Genomic DNA, 18,604 nt, shown 5'->3' on the forward strand with positions numbered 1-18,604 from the left:
GACTGCATCGCCGAACCGTGATATTTTTGCAATATTAGTGCTATTGTCGCAACGAAACTGTTGTATTGAAAGCACAATGACGGCTTCGACCTCACCTTCGGAACAACGTGTCCCCAACTGGCTGCGGCGCCTTGCGCTTATGGCGGAACAGGAAGCCTTCATGAAGCGGGTTGAGTGGAGCGTCCTGGTGCTGTTCGGCGGGATCATGCTCGGCACCTATTTTCTGCTTAGCAGGCAATCCGACCAAACCGATTTTATTTCTCCTCCGCTGACTGCCGCTCTGTTGGTTGCGAACCTTGTGCCTGCAATCACTTTGCTCGTGCTCTTCGGACGCCGCATTGCAAAGGACCGGGCAGCAAAATCTGCAATCGGCAGCAAAGGCCGGCTGCATGTCCAGCTAGTCGGCCTATTTTCCCTGGTCGCCAGCATTCCAATGTTGCTGGTCGTCATTTTCGCCTCCTTGCTCTTTCAATATGGCGTCGAATTCTGGTTTTCCGACCGGGCACGGGGGATGCTGGAGAACGCCAATGACCTGGCGCGCGGCTATTACGAGCAGAACCAGCGCGAAGTCGGTGAAGAAACGATCACCATGGCCAATGATTTGCGCAATTATTTGCAACAGGCCGGCCTTGAAAGCCCGGAGTTCGCCGAAGGCTATGTCTTCCAGGTCTTGTCGCGTAAGCTCAATGAATCGGCGATTATCGAATATGGCCCCGATGGCGTCGCACGCACGGCCGCCGCAGTCGATCCGGACGACGGGGACAAACAGCCCAAGATAACGAAGGCCGTTTTGCAGCAGTTGGAAAAAGGCCAGAGTTACGTCGTCACCGCTCGGCCGGACAAGATTGAGGCCGTGACCGCACTGGATTTGAAATCGCGTATCTTCCTCTATGCGGCACGCGACTCAGACATGTTGGCCTTAAGCCAGTGGGAACGCGCGCAGTCTGTGCTCGCCGATTATGAGGATCTGTTTTCACGGTCCCGAAGTCTGCAATTGCAATTCAACATTGCCCTTTTTGTCATCTCGCTGCTGATCGTCGGCCTGGTTTTGTGGATAGCACTGCTGGTGGCGGATCGGATGGTCAGACCCGTCAGCGATCTGGTCCACGCTGCAAAGAGAGTGACTCAAGGCGATCTGGCGACGCGGGTCCCGACGACCTTCGAGAATGATGAAATTAGCACTTTGGGCCGCGCTTTTAACCGGATGACCGAGCGGCTGGAAACCCAAACCACGGCCTTGATTACCGCCAACGAACAATTGGGCAGCCGGCGCGCGTTTATCGAGGCGGTGCTGGAGTCGGTGACGGCCGGCATCATCAGCCTGGACGAAAAGGGTGAGATCAAGCTGGTCAATTCACAGGCGCAGTCGCTGCTTTCAAAACCGATCAACGACCTGCTCGATGCGGATATAAAAACGGCCGCGCCGCAATTTGACGAACTGATTCAGGAAGGCGTCGAGAATAGCATTATTGAATTCGCGTCGGATTCCGACATGCGGACCTTGGCGGTCAAAATTGTTGGCGGTCCCAATGGTCATGTCATTACCTTCGAGGATATTACCCAACAGTTGCTCGATCAGCGCCGCGCCGCTTGGTCGGATGTCGCCAGACGCATCGCCCACGAGATCAAGAATCCGCTGACGCCGATTCAGCTGGCCGCAGAACGGTTGCAGAGGCGGTTTGGCTCGCGCCTGACCGAAGATGAGACAGTGTTTGAAAGCCTGACCAACACGATCGTCCGGCAGGTTGGAGATTTGCGAAATATCGTCGATGAATTTTCGTCTTTTGCCAGAATGCCGAAACCCGTTTTCCGAACGGAGAATCTCGATGACATTCTGAAACAGGCGTTGTTCATGCAGGATGTTGGCTGGCCCACGATTACATTCACTTTTGTTTCTGACGATCAGCCGATCTCCCTCGTTTGTGATCGTCGGCAACTCGGCCAGGCGTTGACCAATATCATCAAGAATGCCGCGGAAGCGATCCAGCAGCGCGCCGAAACAAACAGCGATTTTCAAGTCAGTGACGGCGAAATAACGCTGGCACTGCGGACCGAGAATCAGCTTGTTGTTGTAGAGCTTACCGACAACGGCATTGGCCTGCCAATAGAACGGGATCGTATCGTCGAACCCTATATGACAACCCGGGCGAGCGGCACCGGCCTGGGTCTGGCCATCGTCAAAAAGATTGTCGAAGAGCATTTTGGCGAGATGAAATTCAGCGATGCGCCGAACGCAGGTACGCGGGTCACGATTCGGCTGAGCCCGTCGAAATTGGCCAGACTGGCACACGATACTGCGGAAGAGGGCGACGCGCCGCCCGATGGTTCCGATGGCCAGGGCAGCGAAATGGTAAATAGTAGTAAATGAAGGTTAGAGGTATAAAATGGCGTTAGATGTTCTCGTTGTCGACGACGAACCGGATATCCGGGATCTGATATCCGGCGTTTTGGAAGACGAGGGTTACACGACACGTGTCGCCGCTGACAGCGATGCGGCAATTGCTGCGGTCAACGAGCGGCGCCCATCGTTGGTGCTGCTCGATGTCTGGCTGCGAGGGTCCCGTCTGGACGGCCTCGAACTGCTGACGGAAATGAAGCAACTCGATGCAAAAATGCCGATCATCGTCATATCCGGCCACGGCAATATTGATACGGCCGTAGCGGCGATATCACAGGGCGCGGTCGATTTTATTGAGAAGCCTTTTGAGGCGGAACATCTGCTTCACTTGGTGGCCAGAGCGACAGAAACCGAACGACTTCGCAGGGAAAATGAAATCCTGAAAGCGCGCGTCGGCTTTGCAGATGAGTTGACGGGAAATTCGGCCGCGGTGAACAATGTCCGTGCGACCTTGAAGCGTGTAGCCGGAACCGGCAGCCGGCTTCTGATCTCCGGTCCTGCAGGGGTCGGCAAAGAAGTCGCCGCCCGGTTGCTGCACAATTGGAGCAACCGTTCCAACGCAGCCTTCGTCACCATCAGCGCGGCCCGGCTCTCGCCGGAAAGTGTGGAGGAGGAGCTGTTCGGCACCGAGCGGAACGGCAAGGTCGAAAAAACCGGGCTGATGGAAGAGGCCCACGGCGGCACGTTGTTTATCGATGAAGTCGCCGACATGCCCCTCGATACCCAAGGCAAGATATTGCGGGTGCTGACAGAACAGAGCTTCAACCGGCTTGGTGGCTCCCAGAAAGTAAACGTCGATGTGCGGGTTGTCTCTGCGACCTCTCGCGATCTCGACGTCGAGATCCGCGAAAAAAGATTCAGGGAAGATCTGTTTTATCGCCTCAATGTCGTGCCGGTGGTCCTGCCGCCGCTGAATCAACGGCGCGAGGACATACCGGTATTGGTGGATCATTATGCCGCGCGCTTTGCCGCAGAGCAGCGACTGCAACCTCCGGAAATTTCGGATGAAGCGATGGCAGCGCTTCAGGCCTGCGATTGGCCCGGCAATGTCCGGCAGCTGAGAAATGTGGTCGAACGTACGATCATTCTGGCGCCCAAGGACAATTTTACCAAAATTGAGATCGAGATGTTGCCACCAGAGGTGCTAGGCAATGACGACGATCTCGACCAGGGCGTCGCGTCGCTGATGGGGTCCCCTCTGCGAGAAGCGCGAGAAAGCTTTGAACGGGAATATCTGAAAGTCCAGATCCGCCGGTTTTCGGGAAACATCTCAAAAACGGCGAATTTCATAGGGATGGAACGATCAGCCTTGCACCGGAAGCTGAAAATCTTGGGGCTTGCATCACGGAAAAAGGGTGATGTCGAATGACCGAACCGGTTAAGCGGTTGTCGTGAACCGCCAAATCCAATATATGAGCTGTGCAAAGGCAAAATAGTACGAGCTATCGCCGCAAAACCATAAAATGCCATCGCAAAGCTGGCCAATAATAGGAGTCAAACATGACCGATAAAACAAATAACCTGCAAGATTTATTTCTCAATTCCCTGCGAAAATCAAAAACTCCCGTGACGATGTTTCTGGTAAAGGGCGTGAAGCTTCAGGGCATCGTCACCTGGTTCGACAATTTTTCCGTACTGCTTCGCCGGGACGGACAGTCTCAGCTCGTCTATAAACATGCCATTTCAACGATCATGCCTTCGGAAGCACTGGACACGCAGCCTTTTGCCGACCTGATGGACAGAGCGAAGACTAGGGCAGGAGTGCTGCAAGAGGTGTTTCTGACCGCTGTGCGGGATAGCAACGATCCTGTGACGATGTTTCTGGTCAACGGCGTGATGTTGCAGGGCGAAGTTGCGGCCTATGATCTATTCTGCATCTTGCTTGAGAGGGAAGGGCTGTCGCAGCTGGTGTACAAACATGCGATTTCCACTGTCCAGCCTGGTGGCCCCCTTAATTTGGCAGACTACAATAGCCCAGATGATGGTGCGCATTGATACCATTTGAGAAGGAAAATCTGGGCAGCGACAACAAGCGCGCGCTCATTGTCCACCCCGACATGGCTTCCCTTAGCCAGTCTGCCCTCGAACATCGGCTGGAAGAGGCCGTCGGCCTCGCTTTGGCGATCGGCTTGGTGGCGACAGATGCGCGCTATTATTCGGTTCGCAACCCCAAGCCTGCGACACTGTTTGGTTCGGGCCAGGTGGATCAGATTGCGGGCATCATGAAAGAAAATTCAGCGACGATCCTGATCGTTGATGGCAGCCTGACCGCGATCCAGCAACGAAATCTCGAAGAGAAGATCGACGTCAAGGTCATTGACCGGACAGGCCTTATTCTGGAGATTTTCGGGGCACGCGCCGCGACCGCGGAAGGCCGTTTGCAAGTCGAACTGGCGCATCTGGATTATCAGGCGGGGCGACTGGTGCGCAGCTGGACCCACTTGGAACGGCAACGCGGTGGCTTTGGCTTTCTGGGCGGACCCGGCGAAACACAAATCGAGTCCGATCGCCGGATGATTCGCGATCGCATGGCCAAATTGCGCAAGGATCTGGCTCATCTCCGCAAAACCCGTGCGCTCCATCGCGAGCGGCGTCAGCGTGCGCCTTGGCCGGTGGTTGCCTTGGTTGGCTATACCAATGCCGGCAAGTCAACTTTGTTCAACCGGCTGACCGGTGCCGATGTCTTTGCCGAGGATTTGCTCTTTGCAACGCTGGATCCGACCATGCGGGAATTTCCATTGCCCGGCTATGACAAGGCCATCTTGTCGGACACGGTCGGATTTGTGTCGGATCTGCCGACGCAACTGGTAGCCGCATTCCGCGCGACGCTGGAAGAGGTGAGTGCCGCCGATATCGTGGTCCATGTGCGCGATATTTCCCATGAAGCCACCGATGCACAGGCAATGGATGTCAGGCAGATATTGCTCGATCTCGGCGTTTCCGGCGAAGCGGGAGAGGGGCCTCCTGTCATCGAAGCCTGGAACAAGATCGACAAGATTTCTTCTGATGATCCGCAATATGCGCGAATTTCGCCGCCGTTGCCCGAAAATGTTTGCACCATTTCTGCGCAAACCGGTGCCGGTGTCGACACGCTGGTCAATCTGATCGCAAAGACATTGTCCGAAGGCTATAAGTGCGAGGAGGTGACCATAGCGGCGGCCGATGGCAAGCGGATGGCGTGGCTGCACGAAAACGGACGGGTATTGAGCAGTGAACAAAAGTCCGACGACCTAATTCTCGCGGTTGAAATGTCGCCGCGCAATTGGGGCCGCTATCACGCCCTGGATTGAGTGATCAACCGGCCTCCGGAATGGCCTTCGCCTTCTGCCATTCCGCTTCCAGTTCTTCGAGCGACATTTCCTGCATATTTTTGGTTACATTGGCCTCTACGGCATTGAATCGCTTGGTAAATTTTGCAGTCGCGTCTGATAATGCACGCTCGGCATCGACTTGATAATGGCGGGCTAGGTTGACTGCGGAAAAAAGCAAATCGCCGATTTCTTCGTGGACTTCTGAGGCGTCCCGCGCAGCTTCTACCTCGTCCAGCTCCTCGAGCAGCTTTTCCTTCACCGGTGCCTTGTCCGGCCAGTCAAAGCCGACACGCGCTGCCCGTTTCTGGATCTTCTGCGCCCGTAGCAGAGCGGGCAGGGCAATCGCCACGCCGTCCAACGCGCTTGTCTGGCCTGACTGCTCCCGTTCTTCGGCCTTGATTTGCTCCCAGCCCGGGCTCTGGTCTTCTTCGCCGAAAATATGCGGATGGCGGCGGATCATTTTCTCGCAAATTGATGTCACCACGTCATCAAACGCAAAAGCGCCGGCATCTGAAGCAATCTGGCTGTGAAAGACGACCTGCAGCAGCAGGTCGCCAAGCTCGTCTTTGAGTGACACCATATCATCCCGGTTTATGGCGTCGGCAACTTCATAGGCTTCTTCGATCGTATAGGGTGCGATCGTCCGGAACGTCTGCACTTTGTCCCACTCACAACCATCGTCAGGATCGCGCAAACGCCGCATGATTTCTAGCAGGGGATCGATTGACTGCCTGTCCATTTTAACCCGTCTTTAAGGTTGATAATATATATTATGTTAAATTAAAGATCATTCGGAAGGGCCCGTTCCCGGCGGTTCCAACACCATCTCATCCCCCTCCACGCGCCAACTTCGTAACTTTGACAAAAAATTCATCCCGATCACATTAGAATCGCCAAACTCTTCCGCCACAACAACCGGCAAATCTCGAGCGACCATCGGACCAATCGTCAGCGACCGGATCATCCCGCGTTGCGCTTCCAATGATCCATTAGCTGTTGCAAGCACGACGGGAAATGCACTCTCATTAATATCCACATTCGCGCGCCGCGCGGTGCGTAATGTCATCGCCGTTGTCGTTGCTCCGCTGTCGATCAAAAACCGGACAGGCAATTCGTTAACCTTTGCATCAACCCAAAAATGGCCATCGGCCGATTGTCTGATCCTTAACGTGTCACCGACAACGACCTGCTCATTGGCCCCGGTCATTTCGCCGGACACCCTGGTCCAAACCGCTAGCAGTTCCCGTTGGTAGGTAAATCCGAGAATAAAGACCGCGAAAATGGCGACCCAGGCCAAAGCGGATCTGATCATCTCGCCCAGTCCGATACGCCGGGAAAATAAGGCGCTGCCAACAAGCACCAAGGCGCCTATAGCAAAAACCAGATTGATATTTTGGTCTTCGGTCAACGTTCGATTTCTTTCACATATCCATCATAGGCAGGCCGAATATCATTCGGTAATGTGGCAAGAAGATGGTTGTAGTCCATCGACTTGTCCATATGGGTCAACAGACTCAATTGTGGCCTCACATGCTCAATAAGAGCCAGCGTCATGTCCAGATGCGCATGGGTCGGATGGGGTTCGGCGCGCAGCGCATCAACGACGAACAGATCGCAGCTGCGATATAGGTCGAGCATCTCGTCTGTGACTTCGCCAAAATCGGTGGCGTAGACAATCGATTGTCCCCGATGTTCGAAGCGCAGCCCGGCAGACGTTATGCTCCCATGCGGCTGGTCTACATAGCGGACGAGAATATCGCCGATTTTAATATCCCTTTCCAGAGAGATACCTTCACAGATTGACGGATAATATTTGTGACCCTTGAAAATATAGGAGAAACGTTCTTTGAGACTGGCAAGAGCAAAGGGCCGCGCATAGCCAGAGATCGGCTTACGGGTTTGCTGAAATATCGCCCTCAGATCGTCTATACCATGGCAATGATCGGCGTGATCGTGGGTCCAAATTACCGCATCAATCGTATCTGTAGCGTTATCCAGCAGCTGATTCCGCAGATCCGGAGATGTATCAACCAATATCCGGGTGGTCGGGCTTTCGACTAGAATCGACACCCGCGTTCGGCGATTTTTGGGCTCGCTTGGATCGCAATCGCCCCAGTCATTGCCGATCCGCGGGACACCAGAGGAGGTCCCGCATCCCAAAATTGTAAGCTTCAAGCCCAAATTCAGGGCCGTGCCTTGGTGAATAGCTGATAAAAGTTCCGACTGGTCGCTTCGCACAGATCCTCGTAGCTGTCACCGCGTAATCCGGCAAGAAACCGGGCGGTGTCGGCAACAAAGGCGGGCTCTCCGGTTTTCCCCCGATGCGGAACCGGAGCCAGAAATGGCGCATCGGTTTCGACGAGCAGCCGATCAAGCGGCAATTTGGCAGCGGTCTCTTGCAGATCTTTGGCGTTTTTAAAGGTCACAATCCCTGAGATTGAAATATAGAGTCCGAGAGACAGGGCTTTCCGTGCAAAATCTTCACTGGCAGTGAAGCAATGGATAACGCCAGTGTAGGCACCCTGCTCCATCTCCTCCGCCATGATGTCAGCGGTGTCCGCTTCGGCATCCCGGGTATGCACAATGATCGGCAAACCTGTTTCGCGGGCTGCGTGAATATGGGTTCGAAAACTCTGTTTCTGACGCTCACGGTCACTGTGATCATAATAATAATCCAGTCCCGTTTCACCAATAGCGACAACCCGGTCATGACCAGCTTGTTTGACCAGCTTGCCAAGATCTATATCGGGATGAGCATCAGCTTCATGCGGATGGATGCCAATACTTGCCCAGACGTCATTCTCACGGTTCGCCGTGCTGACAATATCCTGCCATTCGTTCTCGCGCGTCGATATGTTGAGCATCGCAGTGACACCGCTCTGACGGGCACGGTCCAGTACCGCACCCTGCTCTTCGACAAGGCCTTTATAGTTCAAATGACAGTGACTATCGATGAGCATGTCAGGCGCCCTCCTCCGTCAACAGCTCAAGGCGCGGAAATATGCCTTGTGGTTGCGGCAATTCAAGGCCGGCGGCTATGGGAACGGCAAGATGTTCAAAATCGCGCGCATCTGGCGACTGCGCCAGCAGATCCAGCATCCGGTCGCAGCTTTCCGGAATCGCCCAGCGCAGCATGATCGCAAGTTTCCGGATAGCTTCGGCCGTATGGTACAATACGCTGTCCGCCCGTGCAGGATCAGTCTTGCGCAAAGCCCAAGGCGCTTGATCGGCAAAATAACTATTGGTGGCGCTCAGCCGTTCGCGGATCACATCGAGAGCGTGATCAATCTTCAACGATCCGCCGGTCATCGCTGCTGTCACTTCGGCAAAACAGTCATCTAACTGCTTTAGCAATTGCTGCTCGGCTTCGGTTGCGACGCCTCGAGGCGGGACCTTGCCATCGCAATTCTTGGCGATCATCGACAGGCTACGCTGTGCGAGATTGCCAAAATTATTGGCGAGATCGGCATTTGTCTTCGTGACAATAGCATCGGCCGAATAGGTTCCGTCTTTCCCGAATACCACGTCTGCCAAGAGAAAATAGCGCAGCTGATCGACGCCAAACCGTTCCGCAAGCTCCATCGGATCGACCACATTGCCGACCGACTTGGACATTTTTTCACCGCGATTGAGAAGAAAACCGTGACCAAAAACCTGCTTGGGAAGCGGCAAGCCGGCGCTCATCAGAAAGGCGGGCCAGTAGACCGCATGGAAGCGAACAATATCTTTGCCGATCAAATGAATGTCTGCTGGCCAATATTTTGCGAACATGCCTTTTTCATCGGGATAGCCAACACCCGTCATATAGGTTGTCAGTGCATCGACCCAAACGTACATCACATGGCCTGGCGAGCCCGGTACGGGCACACCCCAGTCAAAACTTGTTCGCGATACGCTGAGATCTCTCAGACCGCTCTCTACAAAACGCAATACCTCGTTCCTGCGACTTTCCGGCGCGATAAACTCAGGATGATCCTCGTATAACTTGAGTAGCTTATCCTGATATTTTGAAAGTTTGAAAAACCAGGTTTCCTCTGCGGTCCATTCCACCGGCGTGCCTTGCGGCGAAAGCTTTTCGCCCCCCTCGCCTGTCTCGATCTCGTCTTCTGCGTAGAAGGCTTCGTCGCGCACGGAATACCAGCCTTCATAGCGGTCGAGATATAGATCGCCGTTGGCCTCCATCGCTCGCCACAGCGCCTTGCTCGCCTCGTGATGCGCGGCTTCACTGGTGCGACGAAAACCATCATGCCTGATATTAAGCTTGTGGCACATCTCTATGAAATAGGACGACATTTCGTCGGCAAGCTTGATTGTCTCTACGCCAGCGGACCGAGCTGTCTGGACCATTTTCAGTCCGTGCTCATCGGTGCCGGTGATCAACCGGACATCCCGCCCGTTTAATCGATGAAATCGTGCTATGGCATCTGCGGCAATCGCCTCGTAAGCGTGGCCAATATGCGGACGACCATTGGGATAGCTGATCGCGGTGGTAATATAAAAAGGTTCAGACATGCCGATCTCTCTTGATGGATTGGCCCCGCTTGTAAACAGCCAAAATCTCTATTTTCAATCGTTAGCCCGACCAATATCCCCCATCAGGCTCCCAAGGCGAAATATTACGGCTTGGTTGTCCAGCGATTTTGGAAGCGCCGATGTCGCTAGATCGCAGGCTTCGCGCCATTTTTCGATGGTCGTCAACGAGCATGGCGCATCGGAGCTCTTGATCTGGTCGGCTATCAAACTGGGCGCCCGCTCCAGAAATGCTCGGTATCTGGGAGTAGCGGCTTTCAGCGCCAGCTTCCGTGCGAGATCGCTTTTCAACTGATTATTTTGATCGCCGGTTTTTATGATTTCACGGGCAATCCCTTCCAATTCCGCGAGTCCGACTTCGGCATATTTCAAGGCACGGCCCGGCGACCCTTCCCCGGCTACCACAAGCGCCTCCAAATCAGCCTCCTCGAGGCGTGGTGCGGCTTGCTTGAGCACAGTACGCATATCTTCATCGCTTAACGGGTCAAAGCGCAACATCTGGCATCGCGACCGGATTGTCGGCAGCAGCCGATCAGGCATATGACTGATCAACAAGAATATGGTGTTTTTCGGCGGTTCTTCGAGGTTTTTCAAAATCGCATTGGCACCGGCCCGCTCCAGATCGTCGGCTGCATCGATAACCACTACGCGATATTCAGAAATGGAGGCCTGATTTTGAAACAGCGGCTGTAAAGCCCGGACCTGATCAACCTTTATGTTGCGCGCCAGTTCATGCTCTTCGAGCGCATCGAGGCCCTGATCACGCGCTTTCTTCTCTTCTTTTTCACTTTTGGCCCCGCGTCGCAGAAGACGAAAGTCGGGATGCGATCCAGCGGCGAGAAGATGGCCGGCTTCATCATCCTGGATGTCACTAAAACCGGTGGGGCGGTTGCGCGAATTAAGCAAAAAATGCGCGGCTTGCTGGGCAAATCCCATTTTACCCAAACCTTTATCGCCTGCGAGAATCCAAGCGTGATGCAGCATATCTCGATCAAGCGCCTGCTTAAATATTTGTCTTGGTTTGTCATGACCCAGATATGACGTCATGACAGCAAGTCGCCCAAATTCTGCAGCAGAATCTCGGTGATCGATTCTGGATTTTGCGATGCGTCCACGAGCCGAATACGGTCTGGCTCATCGGCCGCCAATTGACGAAAATTAGCCAGAACAGACTGATGGTAATCACTGTCCCGGCGTCCAATCCGGTCACTGTTGCCGCGATCCCGTGCCGCCGCCCTTTTTGATGCAACTGCTTCAGGCAGATCAAGCACGAACGTACGGTGCGGCATCAGGCCTTTGCTGCCGACCCGATGCAAATCCATGATCTCTGCGTCGCTTAAAACGCCGCTGACGCTTTGATAGGCGCGGCTGCTGTCAATGAAACGATCACAAATGACCCATTCGCCTCGCGCCAATCTCGGGCCGATCAGCTTGACGCAATGCTCTGCACGGGCAGCTGCGAACAGCAATGCTTCGGTCCGCATGTGCCACTTGTCCTCACCACCGCTAAGCAGCAATTCACGGATGGTTTCAGCGCCCGGAGTTCCCCCCGGCTCCCGAGTCAAAGTGACGACTTGCCCTCTGCTCTCCATCGCCGCAGCCAGGGCTCTCGCTTGGGTCGACTTTCCTGTTCCTTCGCCACCCTCAAGGCTGATGAAACGCCCCTCGGTCACGCCATTCCGAGCAAAGATTTCAATCCAGCCCAAACTCGATCAAAAAAGCCCGCTTCGCCAACATCTTCACCGGCGACCAGAGGCACCATCTGCCGACCGGCATCGGCAGTTGTGACAACCAACGTCGCAATCGGCTGCCCCTTGGCGATTGGGGCCTTGATCGGCCCGTTGTAGGTAACCTTCATGGAGATGTTGCCATCAGACGCTTTCGGAATTGTCGCAAAAAGGTCTTTAGGGGCCACCAAAGAAACCGTGGAACTGTCACCCAGCTGGACTTCGGCGTTCTGGATTCTGGTGCCTTTGTCAAAAAGCTTTTTAGGTTCCCATGCCTTGAAACCCCAATTCATGAATTTGACCGACTCCGCGATCCGGCCACCATAGCTATCGAGTCCAGCGAGAACCGACACGAGCCGCCTCCCCTTCTGTTCCGCAGATCCGGTAAAACCATAGCCCGCTTCTTCGGTATGGCCGGTTTTCAGTCCGTCCGCTCCAGCCACTTTGCCCATCAACGGATTCCGATTGGACTGCGTGATTCCATTCCACTCGAAAGCGTCCTGGCCGTAGAATGCTTCATATAATTTGGGGAAATTGTTGACTGTTGCCGACGCCAATTTTGCCAAATCTCTGGCTGTAACGACGGTTACCCCTTCATCTGGCCAGCCGTTGCTGTTGCCAAACCGGCTCTTGGACATGCCGAGCTCCTTGGCCCGCTTGTTCATCAATTGAACGAAGGCTGGTTCAGTCCCCGCAATACCTTCAGCAAGGACAACACAGGCGTCATTCCCGGACAGGGTAACGATGCCATGAAGCAGTTCGCGAACGCTAACCTGATCCCCGACACCCAGAAACATCGTCGATCCCTGGTTATTCCATTTCTTCCAGGTTTCCTCATTGACGCGGAATTTGTCGTCCAGCTTGAGCTTGCCCTTTTGGATAAGATCAAATGCAACATAGACGGTCATCATTTTTGCCATCGACGCCGGCGGGATTTGCTTGTCTGCGTTCTTCTCGAACAAGACAGCTCCCGATGACAGGTCAGTCATATAGGCAATCGGTGCATCCGTTTCAAAATTCGGAGCAGCAACAACCATGGATGATAAAGCGACGAACGGTAACGACGCCAGTAGATATTTTTTCATTTAGGCCAAGATTCCAATCAATATTTAGCGACTCAAAGCTAGTTGTCCGCCCGCAAAATGCGCGCTCCACTATAGCCGCGCCGCTGCGCCTGTGCCAGCCCTGCTTGCGCCTCTTCCTCACTGGGATAAGGTCCGTAGCGAACTCGCCAGATCGTTCCCGTACCATCCCGCATTACTTTCGCGCCGATTTTTCTCGCCAACGTGTCGGCACGCGATTTGTTGCTGAATGCTGCAACCTGTACGGCGTAGGATCCGGGAATTCCGCCGACATAATTATTTCCTACGCTATTTTCTGCTGCAACCGGACGCCCGGCACCCTCGACAATGAATCGCCCGTCGCGGGTCCCGCTAGCTGACGATTGCACGGGACGATTAGGCTTGACCATCGCGGGAGGAGATTTGACAGGTGCGACAGCTTGCTTAATGGGCGCCGATGGCTTCGGCAGCTTGGCAAGGTTCTTCCGCAAAATGGAAAGCAGTGAATCCGGCGTAGCAATTCGCTCCGTCGCAGCAGCGCCCATCCGGAGCACCGCCCGTTCCTGTTCATTGGGATTGACTTTGCGGACACGGACACCCGAGACGCCCTGGCCATCGATACCCAATTGCTTGGCAGCACCGTAGGAAAGGTCGATAAGACGATCGTTGGCAAACGGCCCACGATCATTCACGCGCACCAAAATCGTCCGTCCGGTATCCAGAGCAGTGACCTCGACATAAGTCGGCAAGGGCAAGGTCTTATGAGCAGCCGAAATGCCCTCGGGATTAAACAGTTCGCCATTGGCGGTAAGGTTACCTGACAGCTCCTCGCCATACCAGCTGGCGTAGCCAACTTCATCGTAGCTCTGCACATCCTCTGGCGTATATGTTGTGTTACCCACTTTATAGGGGGCACCAATTTTCTGAGGATAGTCGGAAACCGCAGCAGCCCCGGGTCGGCCCGCACCGCCGGGTGCGGGCGCGCCGTCCGGAAACTGGCCAAAATCACGCGACCCACTGCACCCTGCCAAGGCCACCACAGCCGTCGATATTACCCCAAGTCTAACTGCGTATTTCATCCGCCAACAACCCCACTGCTAGTCCGTAAAAATTCGAACAATTGTAATCCAGAATCACCCGGTAATTACCGGTCAACAGATACGCCCTATTGCCCGGTCCATCCGGCTCGAGCAAAGTAGCCATCACATTGTCATTCAGAGTATGGCCTGTTGCCGGAACAACGCCAAGAGATCGCCACTCAGCCATATTTTTCCACTGACTGTGGCGACCAAACACCCGCGGGCACCGCGTTGGGACAATCTTGCTCGCTATTGATGATCGATCGAGCGACGCCGGAACGTTGACGGCAATTCCCCACGGCTCTCCCCTTCGCCACCCTGAATTGACAAAATAATTGGCGATCGAAGCAACGGCATCATACTCGCTGCCCCATATGTCGGCATATCCATCACCGCTGCCATCTTTCGCCAATCTCAGATAGACCGAAGGCAGAAACTGTGGCTTCCCCATCGCCCCTGCCCAGCTGCCTTTCAACGCGGACTGAGGAACCCCCTGATCGATAAGCTTGAGAACAGCGAGCAATTCCGGCTCAAACAAAGCACGCCGCCTGCCCTCATAGGCCAATGTCGCCAACGATCTGGGGATGTCGAAATTTCCGGTATAGGAGCCATAGTTGGTCTCCTTCCCATAAATTGCCATGATGATCGGTCCCGGCACTCCAGTCTCCCGCTCTACATCGATCAGTTTGGCGATCAGGCGACGATAGGCAGCTTTGCCGTTTTCGATGCGCTGCGGCGTGATATGTCGCGCCTGATAGGGAGCGAACGGTGGAATTGCGCTATTCGGACTGCCACCCGGTTGCGACTGATCCAGCTCAATAACTCTCGGATTATAGGTCAGACCAGGGAGCACCTGGTCCAAAGTCTGCGGACGGACACCCTGCTGGATAGCTTTTTGGCGAACCTGCTGCAGATAGGATTCGAAACTCCCATTGGCTTGTGCATTGGCGCCTTGCATCGGTGTTGCAGTGCCCAAACCAACAAGGGCCAGAGCGCCACAGGCGATAGCGGTCATGATACGCATGAATACTTCCCTTTCGTCACCCCTTTGTCGCACAAAGCGAGTCGGAGGGGAATCCCTAAATAACCCGCGGACGCAACCGCTCGCCCCAAAAGCGGAGATGAAGCAGAAATTTGCCGCGTTATTTCATGCATTTGCAAAATGTTTTGCGCTTTGAAATCGGGAACGCTAGGACGCATGCGACCCGGCTATGAAGGCTATGCGGACAGGTGGCAGAGTGGTCGAATGCAGCGGTCTTGAAAACCGCCGAGGGTGCAAGCTCTCCGTGGGTTCGAATCCCACCCTGTCCGCCACTCCCCTGTTTCCATTCATCCCGAGCTATCCCCTGAAACCCGCAGTTTACTGCGGGTTGTCGAGTGATTCGGGTCCTCATTTGTCCTCAGGTTTCCACCGGTGTGTGATTTGGAATGTGGGAACAAATGTGGGAATATCAGGGCTATGGGAAGACTATCCGCGACCGCTGTGAAGGCAGCAACCAGACCCGGACGGCTGAGTGACGGTGACGGCCTCTACTTGGTGATAAAACCCGGCGGGGCAAAAAGCTGGGTGTGCCGGGTGCAGCGGCATGGCAATCGCCGCGACTTTGGTCTGGGCAGTGCCAAGAAGGTCAGTCTGGCTGTTGCCAGAGAAAGAGCGCGCGAAGTGCGCGCATGGATAGAGCTTGGCCTAGACCCGGTGTTCGAGCGGAGAAAGGTCTTGGGCTTCCCAACCTTCCGGGAGGCGGCTGCCAAGGTCTTGGCAGCGAGCAAGAAGAGCTGGCGCAATGCCAAGCATGAAGGCCAGTGGGTGAGTACGATGGAGGCTTATGCGTTCCCCTATATCGGTGATGTGAAGGTCGATGACATTACAGGGCCGATGATCCGCGATCTTCTGGCCCCGATCTGGCTGACCAAGCCTGAAACCGCGAGGCGGGTGCGCCAGCGGGTAGGCGCAGTGCTTGACTGGGCCTATGCATCGGGCTTTCGCGAGAGCGAGGCTCCGATGCGCGCGATCACCAAAGGTCTCCCGCGCCAGCCCAAGAAGGACAATCACTTCGCGGCCATGCCCTATGACAAGGTAGCGGCCTTCCTGAAGGAGTTGCGCAAGCGAGAATCGTTCAGCCGTCTTGCGCTTCGGTTCGCGATCCTGACCGCTGCCAGATCGGGCGAGGTACGGGGAGCCACGTGGGACGAGATTGATCTGGAATCTGGTCTCTGGACGATCGCGGCCTCTCGCATGAAGGCAAGCCGCGAACATGTCGTGCCTCTGACCGAACCGGCGCTGCGGATCATGAGGCGCTGCGCAGAGCTCAGACTGCCAAGCAGCGACCTCGTGTTTCCGGGCATGAAGCGCGGCGCGCCGCTTTCTGACATGACCCTCTCCAAGCTGATGAAGGAAATGGGCGAGCCATATACGGTCCACGGCTTCCGCTCTGCGTTCCGGGACTGGGTCTCGGAAGAGACCGCTCACCCGGGCGAGGTTGCAGAGGCAGCGCTTGCGCATTCCATCGGCAACAAGACCGAAGCTGCCTACCGGCGCGGCAATCTGCTTGAGAAGCGCCGTATCATGATGGCTGACTGGGCGAACTATATCGACGGCAGAAAGCAACAATGAACGCCGCTGCCCTAGCCATCCCCATATGTTGGTATAGACATGATCGGAATCGCCCTGCGGGCGAGCGCAGTGATGACGCGCTTTGCGGTGGCGCGTCATCGCTGCGCGTTGCTGCTTGCCAACACGGCATCAAACTTTAAGAGTGAACAGCATCATGCGCACCGACCTCGATCACCTTCCGGCAGCCAAGCAACGCGACATCGACCGCGTGAAGGCGATCATCTTCGAAGAGTTTGAAGATGCGCTGGCGCTCGCACAGCATGAGTGGAAGAAGAAAGGGAAGATCGAGAAGATCATCCTGTATGGAAGCTATGCAAGGGGCGGCTGGGTCGATGAACCGCATACTGGCAAAGGCTACCGCTCCGACTTAGATATCCTCATCATCGTCAATGACAAGCGGCTGACGGACAAAGTGGACTACTGGCTGAAGCTGGACAACCGATTGATGCGCGAGCTGGCCATCGACAAGACGCTGCGCACGCCGGTCAACTTCATCGTCCACACGCTCGGCGAAGTGAATGACGGCATGGCGCATGGCCGCTACTTTTTCATGGATGTCGCCAAGGACGGCATCGCGCTTTATGAAGCAGACGACCGCGTACTTCACGTTCCCAAGCCAAAGACGCCTGAGCAGGCTCTCGCTATGGCGAAGGAGTATTTTGAGGATTGGTTCCCTGCGTCAATGCGGAAATTCAAATTATCGAATGACGCCATAGATCAAGGTTTCGCCAAGGAAGCGGCGTTCCTGCTCCATCAAACAGCTGAAAGCCTTTACCATTGCGTGCTTCTTGTCTGCACTTTTTACACGCCCCACGTGCACAATCTCGGTTTTTTGCGTACGCAGGCCGAGCGACTGGATATGCGGCTTGTTGATTGTTGGCCGCGCGAATTTCGTGCGGACCGGGCGCGGTTCGAGAAGCTGAAAGAAGCCTATGTGAAAGCGCGATACTCAAAGCATTACCGTATTAGTGAAGAGGAGCTGGCTTGGCTGGGAGCCTGTGTTGAGGAACTTGGGCGCGTCGTTCACACAATTTGTGCGGAGCGCATCAGCAAGCTCGAAGCTAGCGTTTAGCGTCGCGCCGCGCTCCCTTTAGCGCCTCTGTCAAGCCGTAACCGGCACCATCACCGTTAGCAGCGCTGCTAGCACCACTGCTTATTTGCGGCCGCGCGCTGGCATGAAGCTGCGCACGCCAGGCGATCACGAGTTCCTCGTCGGCAATCAGATCGCACCATCTGCGCAGGCTGAACTGCGATATGCGAACGGCTTTTGCATATTCCCTGACGCTCATTCCGCTCCAGTTCAAGGCTTCCACATGCATTGCCCAGAACGCCTGTGCTGCCCGGTTGCGACGGTCGGTGGTCAGCTTCCCGCCCTTTTTGTTGCGGGCTCGCTTGCGCTCCAAAACCACGCGCTCGACACGCAATTTGGCCATTTTTGCGTCGGTCAGTACGTTCAGCCAGCGCGCGAACGTCACACGTTCCAGACCGTGGACGGTGCAATATTTGACCTGCCAAAGCCCACTGCGCTGCCACGCCTCGACATGCACAGACCACCATTCACGCTTGCCCCGATTATCATAATATCGCGATGCCACCAGAAGCCCTCCTATGTACGAAGGAACCCCATATGGAACGAAATTGCATCCCCAAAATCAGGTGTCAGGAGCGGACGGTTACGAAACCAAATAGGACGGCAAGATAAAAGCACCGCCGTCGGTTGGGGTGCAGGCTGTTGGAATTACTGAAAAATATGCGCCAGCCAATTGCCTACCCGGCTGGCATCATCGTTCGAAAACGGCGCAATTCCAGTACTTTCAGCGCCGTCGCTTACTTCTAGGCCCAATTCGCGGCAGCTTCGCGCCCTCATTACGGTCACTTGGGCAC

The 18,604-nt window shown here is 55.1% G+C and carries 17 protein-coding genes and 1 tRNA gene; 7 read left to right on the forward strand and 11 right to left on the reverse strand.

What is annotated here, in order from left to right:
- Window positions 1-76: 76 nt before the first annotated feature.
- The 4 genes from ACN0WW_RS06050 (at window position 77) to hflX (ending at window position 5,688) form a co-directional block, all read left to right on the forward strand.
- Window positions 77-2,368, forward strand: a complete 2,292-nt coding sequence (locus ACN0WW_RS06050) for an ATP-binding protein (protein ID WP_417610424.1) — start codon at window positions 77-79, stop codon at window positions 2,366-2,368.
- Window positions 2,369-2,384: 16 nt separating this feature from the next.
- Window positions 2,385-3,767, forward strand: a complete 1,383-nt coding sequence (locus ACN0WW_RS06055) for a sigma-54-dependent transcriptional regulator (protein WP_417610426.1) — start codon at window positions 2,385-2,387, stop codon at window positions 3,765-3,767.
- Between the two features lie 131 nt (window positions 3,768-3,898).
- Window positions 3,899-4,393 carry an RNA chaperone Hfq gene (gene hfq, locus ACN0WW_RS06060; RefSeq protein WP_417610428.1) on the forward strand — a complete coding sequence of 165 codons (495 nt, stop codon included), beginning with the start codon at window positions 3,899-3,901 and terminating at the stop codon, window positions 4,391-4,393.
- Complete coding sequence (gene hflX / locus ACN0WW_RS06065; RefSeq protein ID WP_417610430.1) at window positions 4,390-5,688, forward strand: GTPase HflX; 1,299 nt, start codon at window positions 4,390-4,392, stop codon at window positions 5,686-5,688. The genes hfq and hflX overlap by 4 nt, the downstream gene beginning before the upstream one ends.
- A 4-nt stretch (window positions 5,689-5,692) precedes the next feature.
- Here the strand turns inward: hflX and mazG are convergent, their stop codons facing one another.
- The 10 genes from mazG to ACN0WW_RS06115 are packed head-to-tail and all read right to left on the reverse strand — an operon-like array spanning window position 5,693 to window position 15,130.
- Window positions 5,693-6,448 carry a nucleoside triphosphate pyrophosphohydrolase gene (mazG, locus tag ACN0WW_RS06070; RefSeq protein WP_417610432.1) on the reverse strand — a complete coding sequence of 252 codons (756 nt, stop codon included), beginning with the start codon at window positions 6,446-6,448 and terminating at the stop codon, window positions 5,693-5,695.
- A 48-nt stretch (window positions 6,449-6,496) separates the two neighbouring features.
- The gene (locus ACN0WW_RS06075; protein ID WP_417610434.1) at window positions 6,497-7,117 is read right to left on the reverse strand and encodes a retropepsin-like aspartic protease family protein; all 621 of its coding nucleotides are present in this window, start codon (window positions 7,115-7,117) and stop codon (window positions 6,497-6,499) included.
- Window positions 7,114-7,890, reverse strand: coding sequence for an MBL fold metallo-hydrolase (locus tag ACN0WW_RS06080; protein ID WP_417610436.1), 777 nt, complete (start codon window positions 7,888-7,890; stop codon window positions 7,114-7,116). Before ACN0WW_RS06080 ends, ACN0WW_RS06075 begins: the two co-directional genes overlap by 4 nt.
- 2 nt (window positions 7,891-7,892) lie before the next feature.
- Complete coding sequence (locus ACN0WW_RS06085; RefSeq protein WP_417610438.1) at window positions 7,893-8,669, reverse strand: TatD family hydrolase; 777 nt, start codon at window positions 8,667-8,669, stop codon at window positions 7,893-7,895.
- A 1-nt stretch (window position 8,670) separates the two neighbouring features.
- On the reverse strand, window positions 8,671-10,221 hold the full coding sequence (gene metG, locus ACN0WW_RS06090; protein ID WP_417610440.1) for a methionine--tRNA ligase: 1,551 nt from the start codon (window positions 10,219-10,221) through the stop codon (window positions 8,671-8,673).
- Window positions 10,222-10,275: 54 nt separating this feature from the next.
- Window positions 10,276-11,286: a DNA polymerase III subunit delta' gene (locus ACN0WW_RS06095; RefSeq protein ID WP_417610442.1), complete on the reverse strand. Its 1,011-nt coding sequence runs from the start codon at window positions 11,284-11,286 to the stop codon at window positions 10,276-10,278.
- Window positions 11,283-11,912 carry a dTMP kinase gene (tmk, locus tag ACN0WW_RS06100; RefSeq protein ID WP_417610444.1) on the reverse strand — a complete coding sequence of 210 codons (630 nt, stop codon included), beginning with the start codon at window positions 11,910-11,912 and terminating at the stop codon, window positions 11,283-11,285. The genes ACN0WW_RS06095 and tmk overlap by 4 nt, the downstream gene beginning before the upstream one ends.
- Window positions 11,909-13,051: a D-alanyl-D-alanine carboxypeptidase family protein gene (locus ACN0WW_RS06105; RefSeq protein WP_417610446.1), complete on the reverse strand. Its 1,143-nt coding sequence runs from the start codon at window positions 13,049-13,051 to the stop codon at window positions 11,909-11,911. The genes tmk and ACN0WW_RS06105 overlap by 4 nt, the downstream gene beginning before the upstream one ends.
- Before the next feature lie 38 nt (window positions 13,052-13,089).
- Complete coding sequence (locus tag ACN0WW_RS06110) at window positions 13,090-14,106, reverse strand: septal ring lytic transglycosylase RlpA family protein (protein ID WP_417610448.1); 1,017 nt, start codon at window positions 14,104-14,106, stop codon at window positions 13,090-13,092.
- The gene (locus tag ACN0WW_RS06115) at window positions 14,090-15,130 is read right to left on the reverse strand and encodes a lytic murein transglycosylase (RefSeq protein WP_417610450.1); all 1,041 of its coding nucleotides are present in this window, start codon (window positions 15,128-15,130) and stop codon (window positions 14,090-14,092) included. Before ACN0WW_RS06115 ends, ACN0WW_RS06110 begins: the two co-directional genes overlap by 17 nt.
- Window positions 15,131-15,330: 200 nt before the next feature.
- On the opposite strand from ACN0WW_RS06115, the gene ACN0WW_RS06120 reads away from it, so the two are divergent.
- The 3 genes from ACN0WW_RS06120 to ACN0WW_RS06130 all read left to right on the forward strand — a co-directional run bounded on the left by ACN0WW_RS06120 (window position 15,331) and on the right by ACN0WW_RS06130 (window position 17,792).
- Window positions 15,331-15,420, forward strand: a tRNA-Ser gene (locus tag ACN0WW_RS06120).
- A 145-nt stretch (window positions 15,421-15,565) separates the two neighbouring features.
- Window positions 15,566-16,720 carry a tyrosine-type recombinase/integrase gene (locus ACN0WW_RS06125; RefSeq protein ID WP_417610452.1) on the forward strand — a complete coding sequence of 385 codons (1,155 nt, stop codon included), beginning with the start codon at window positions 15,566-15,568 and terminating at the stop codon, window positions 16,718-16,720.
- Between the two features lie 154 nt (window positions 16,721-16,874).
- Complete coding sequence (locus ACN0WW_RS06130) at window positions 16,875-17,792, forward strand: HEPN domain-containing protein (RefSeq protein ID WP_417610454.1); 918 nt, start codon at window positions 16,875-16,877, stop codon at window positions 17,790-17,792.
- Here ACN0WW_RS06130 and tnpA read toward each other — a convergent pair.
- Window positions 17,782-18,315, reverse strand: a complete 534-nt coding sequence (gene tnpA / locus ACN0WW_RS06135; RefSeq protein ID WP_417610456.1) for an IS66 family insertion sequence element accessory protein TnpA — start codon at window positions 18,313-18,315, stop codon at window positions 17,782-17,784. The two genes, ACN0WW_RS06130 and tnpA, sit on opposite strands and share 11 nt — an antisense overlap.
- Between the last annotated feature and the right edge of the window lie 289 nt (window positions 18,316-18,604).

It is taken from the genome of Parasphingorhabdus sp., from assembly GCF_048269865.1.
Taxonomy (GTDB): domain Bacteria; phylum Pseudomonadota; class Alphaproteobacteria; order Sphingomonadales; family Sphingomonadaceae; genus Parasphingorhabdus.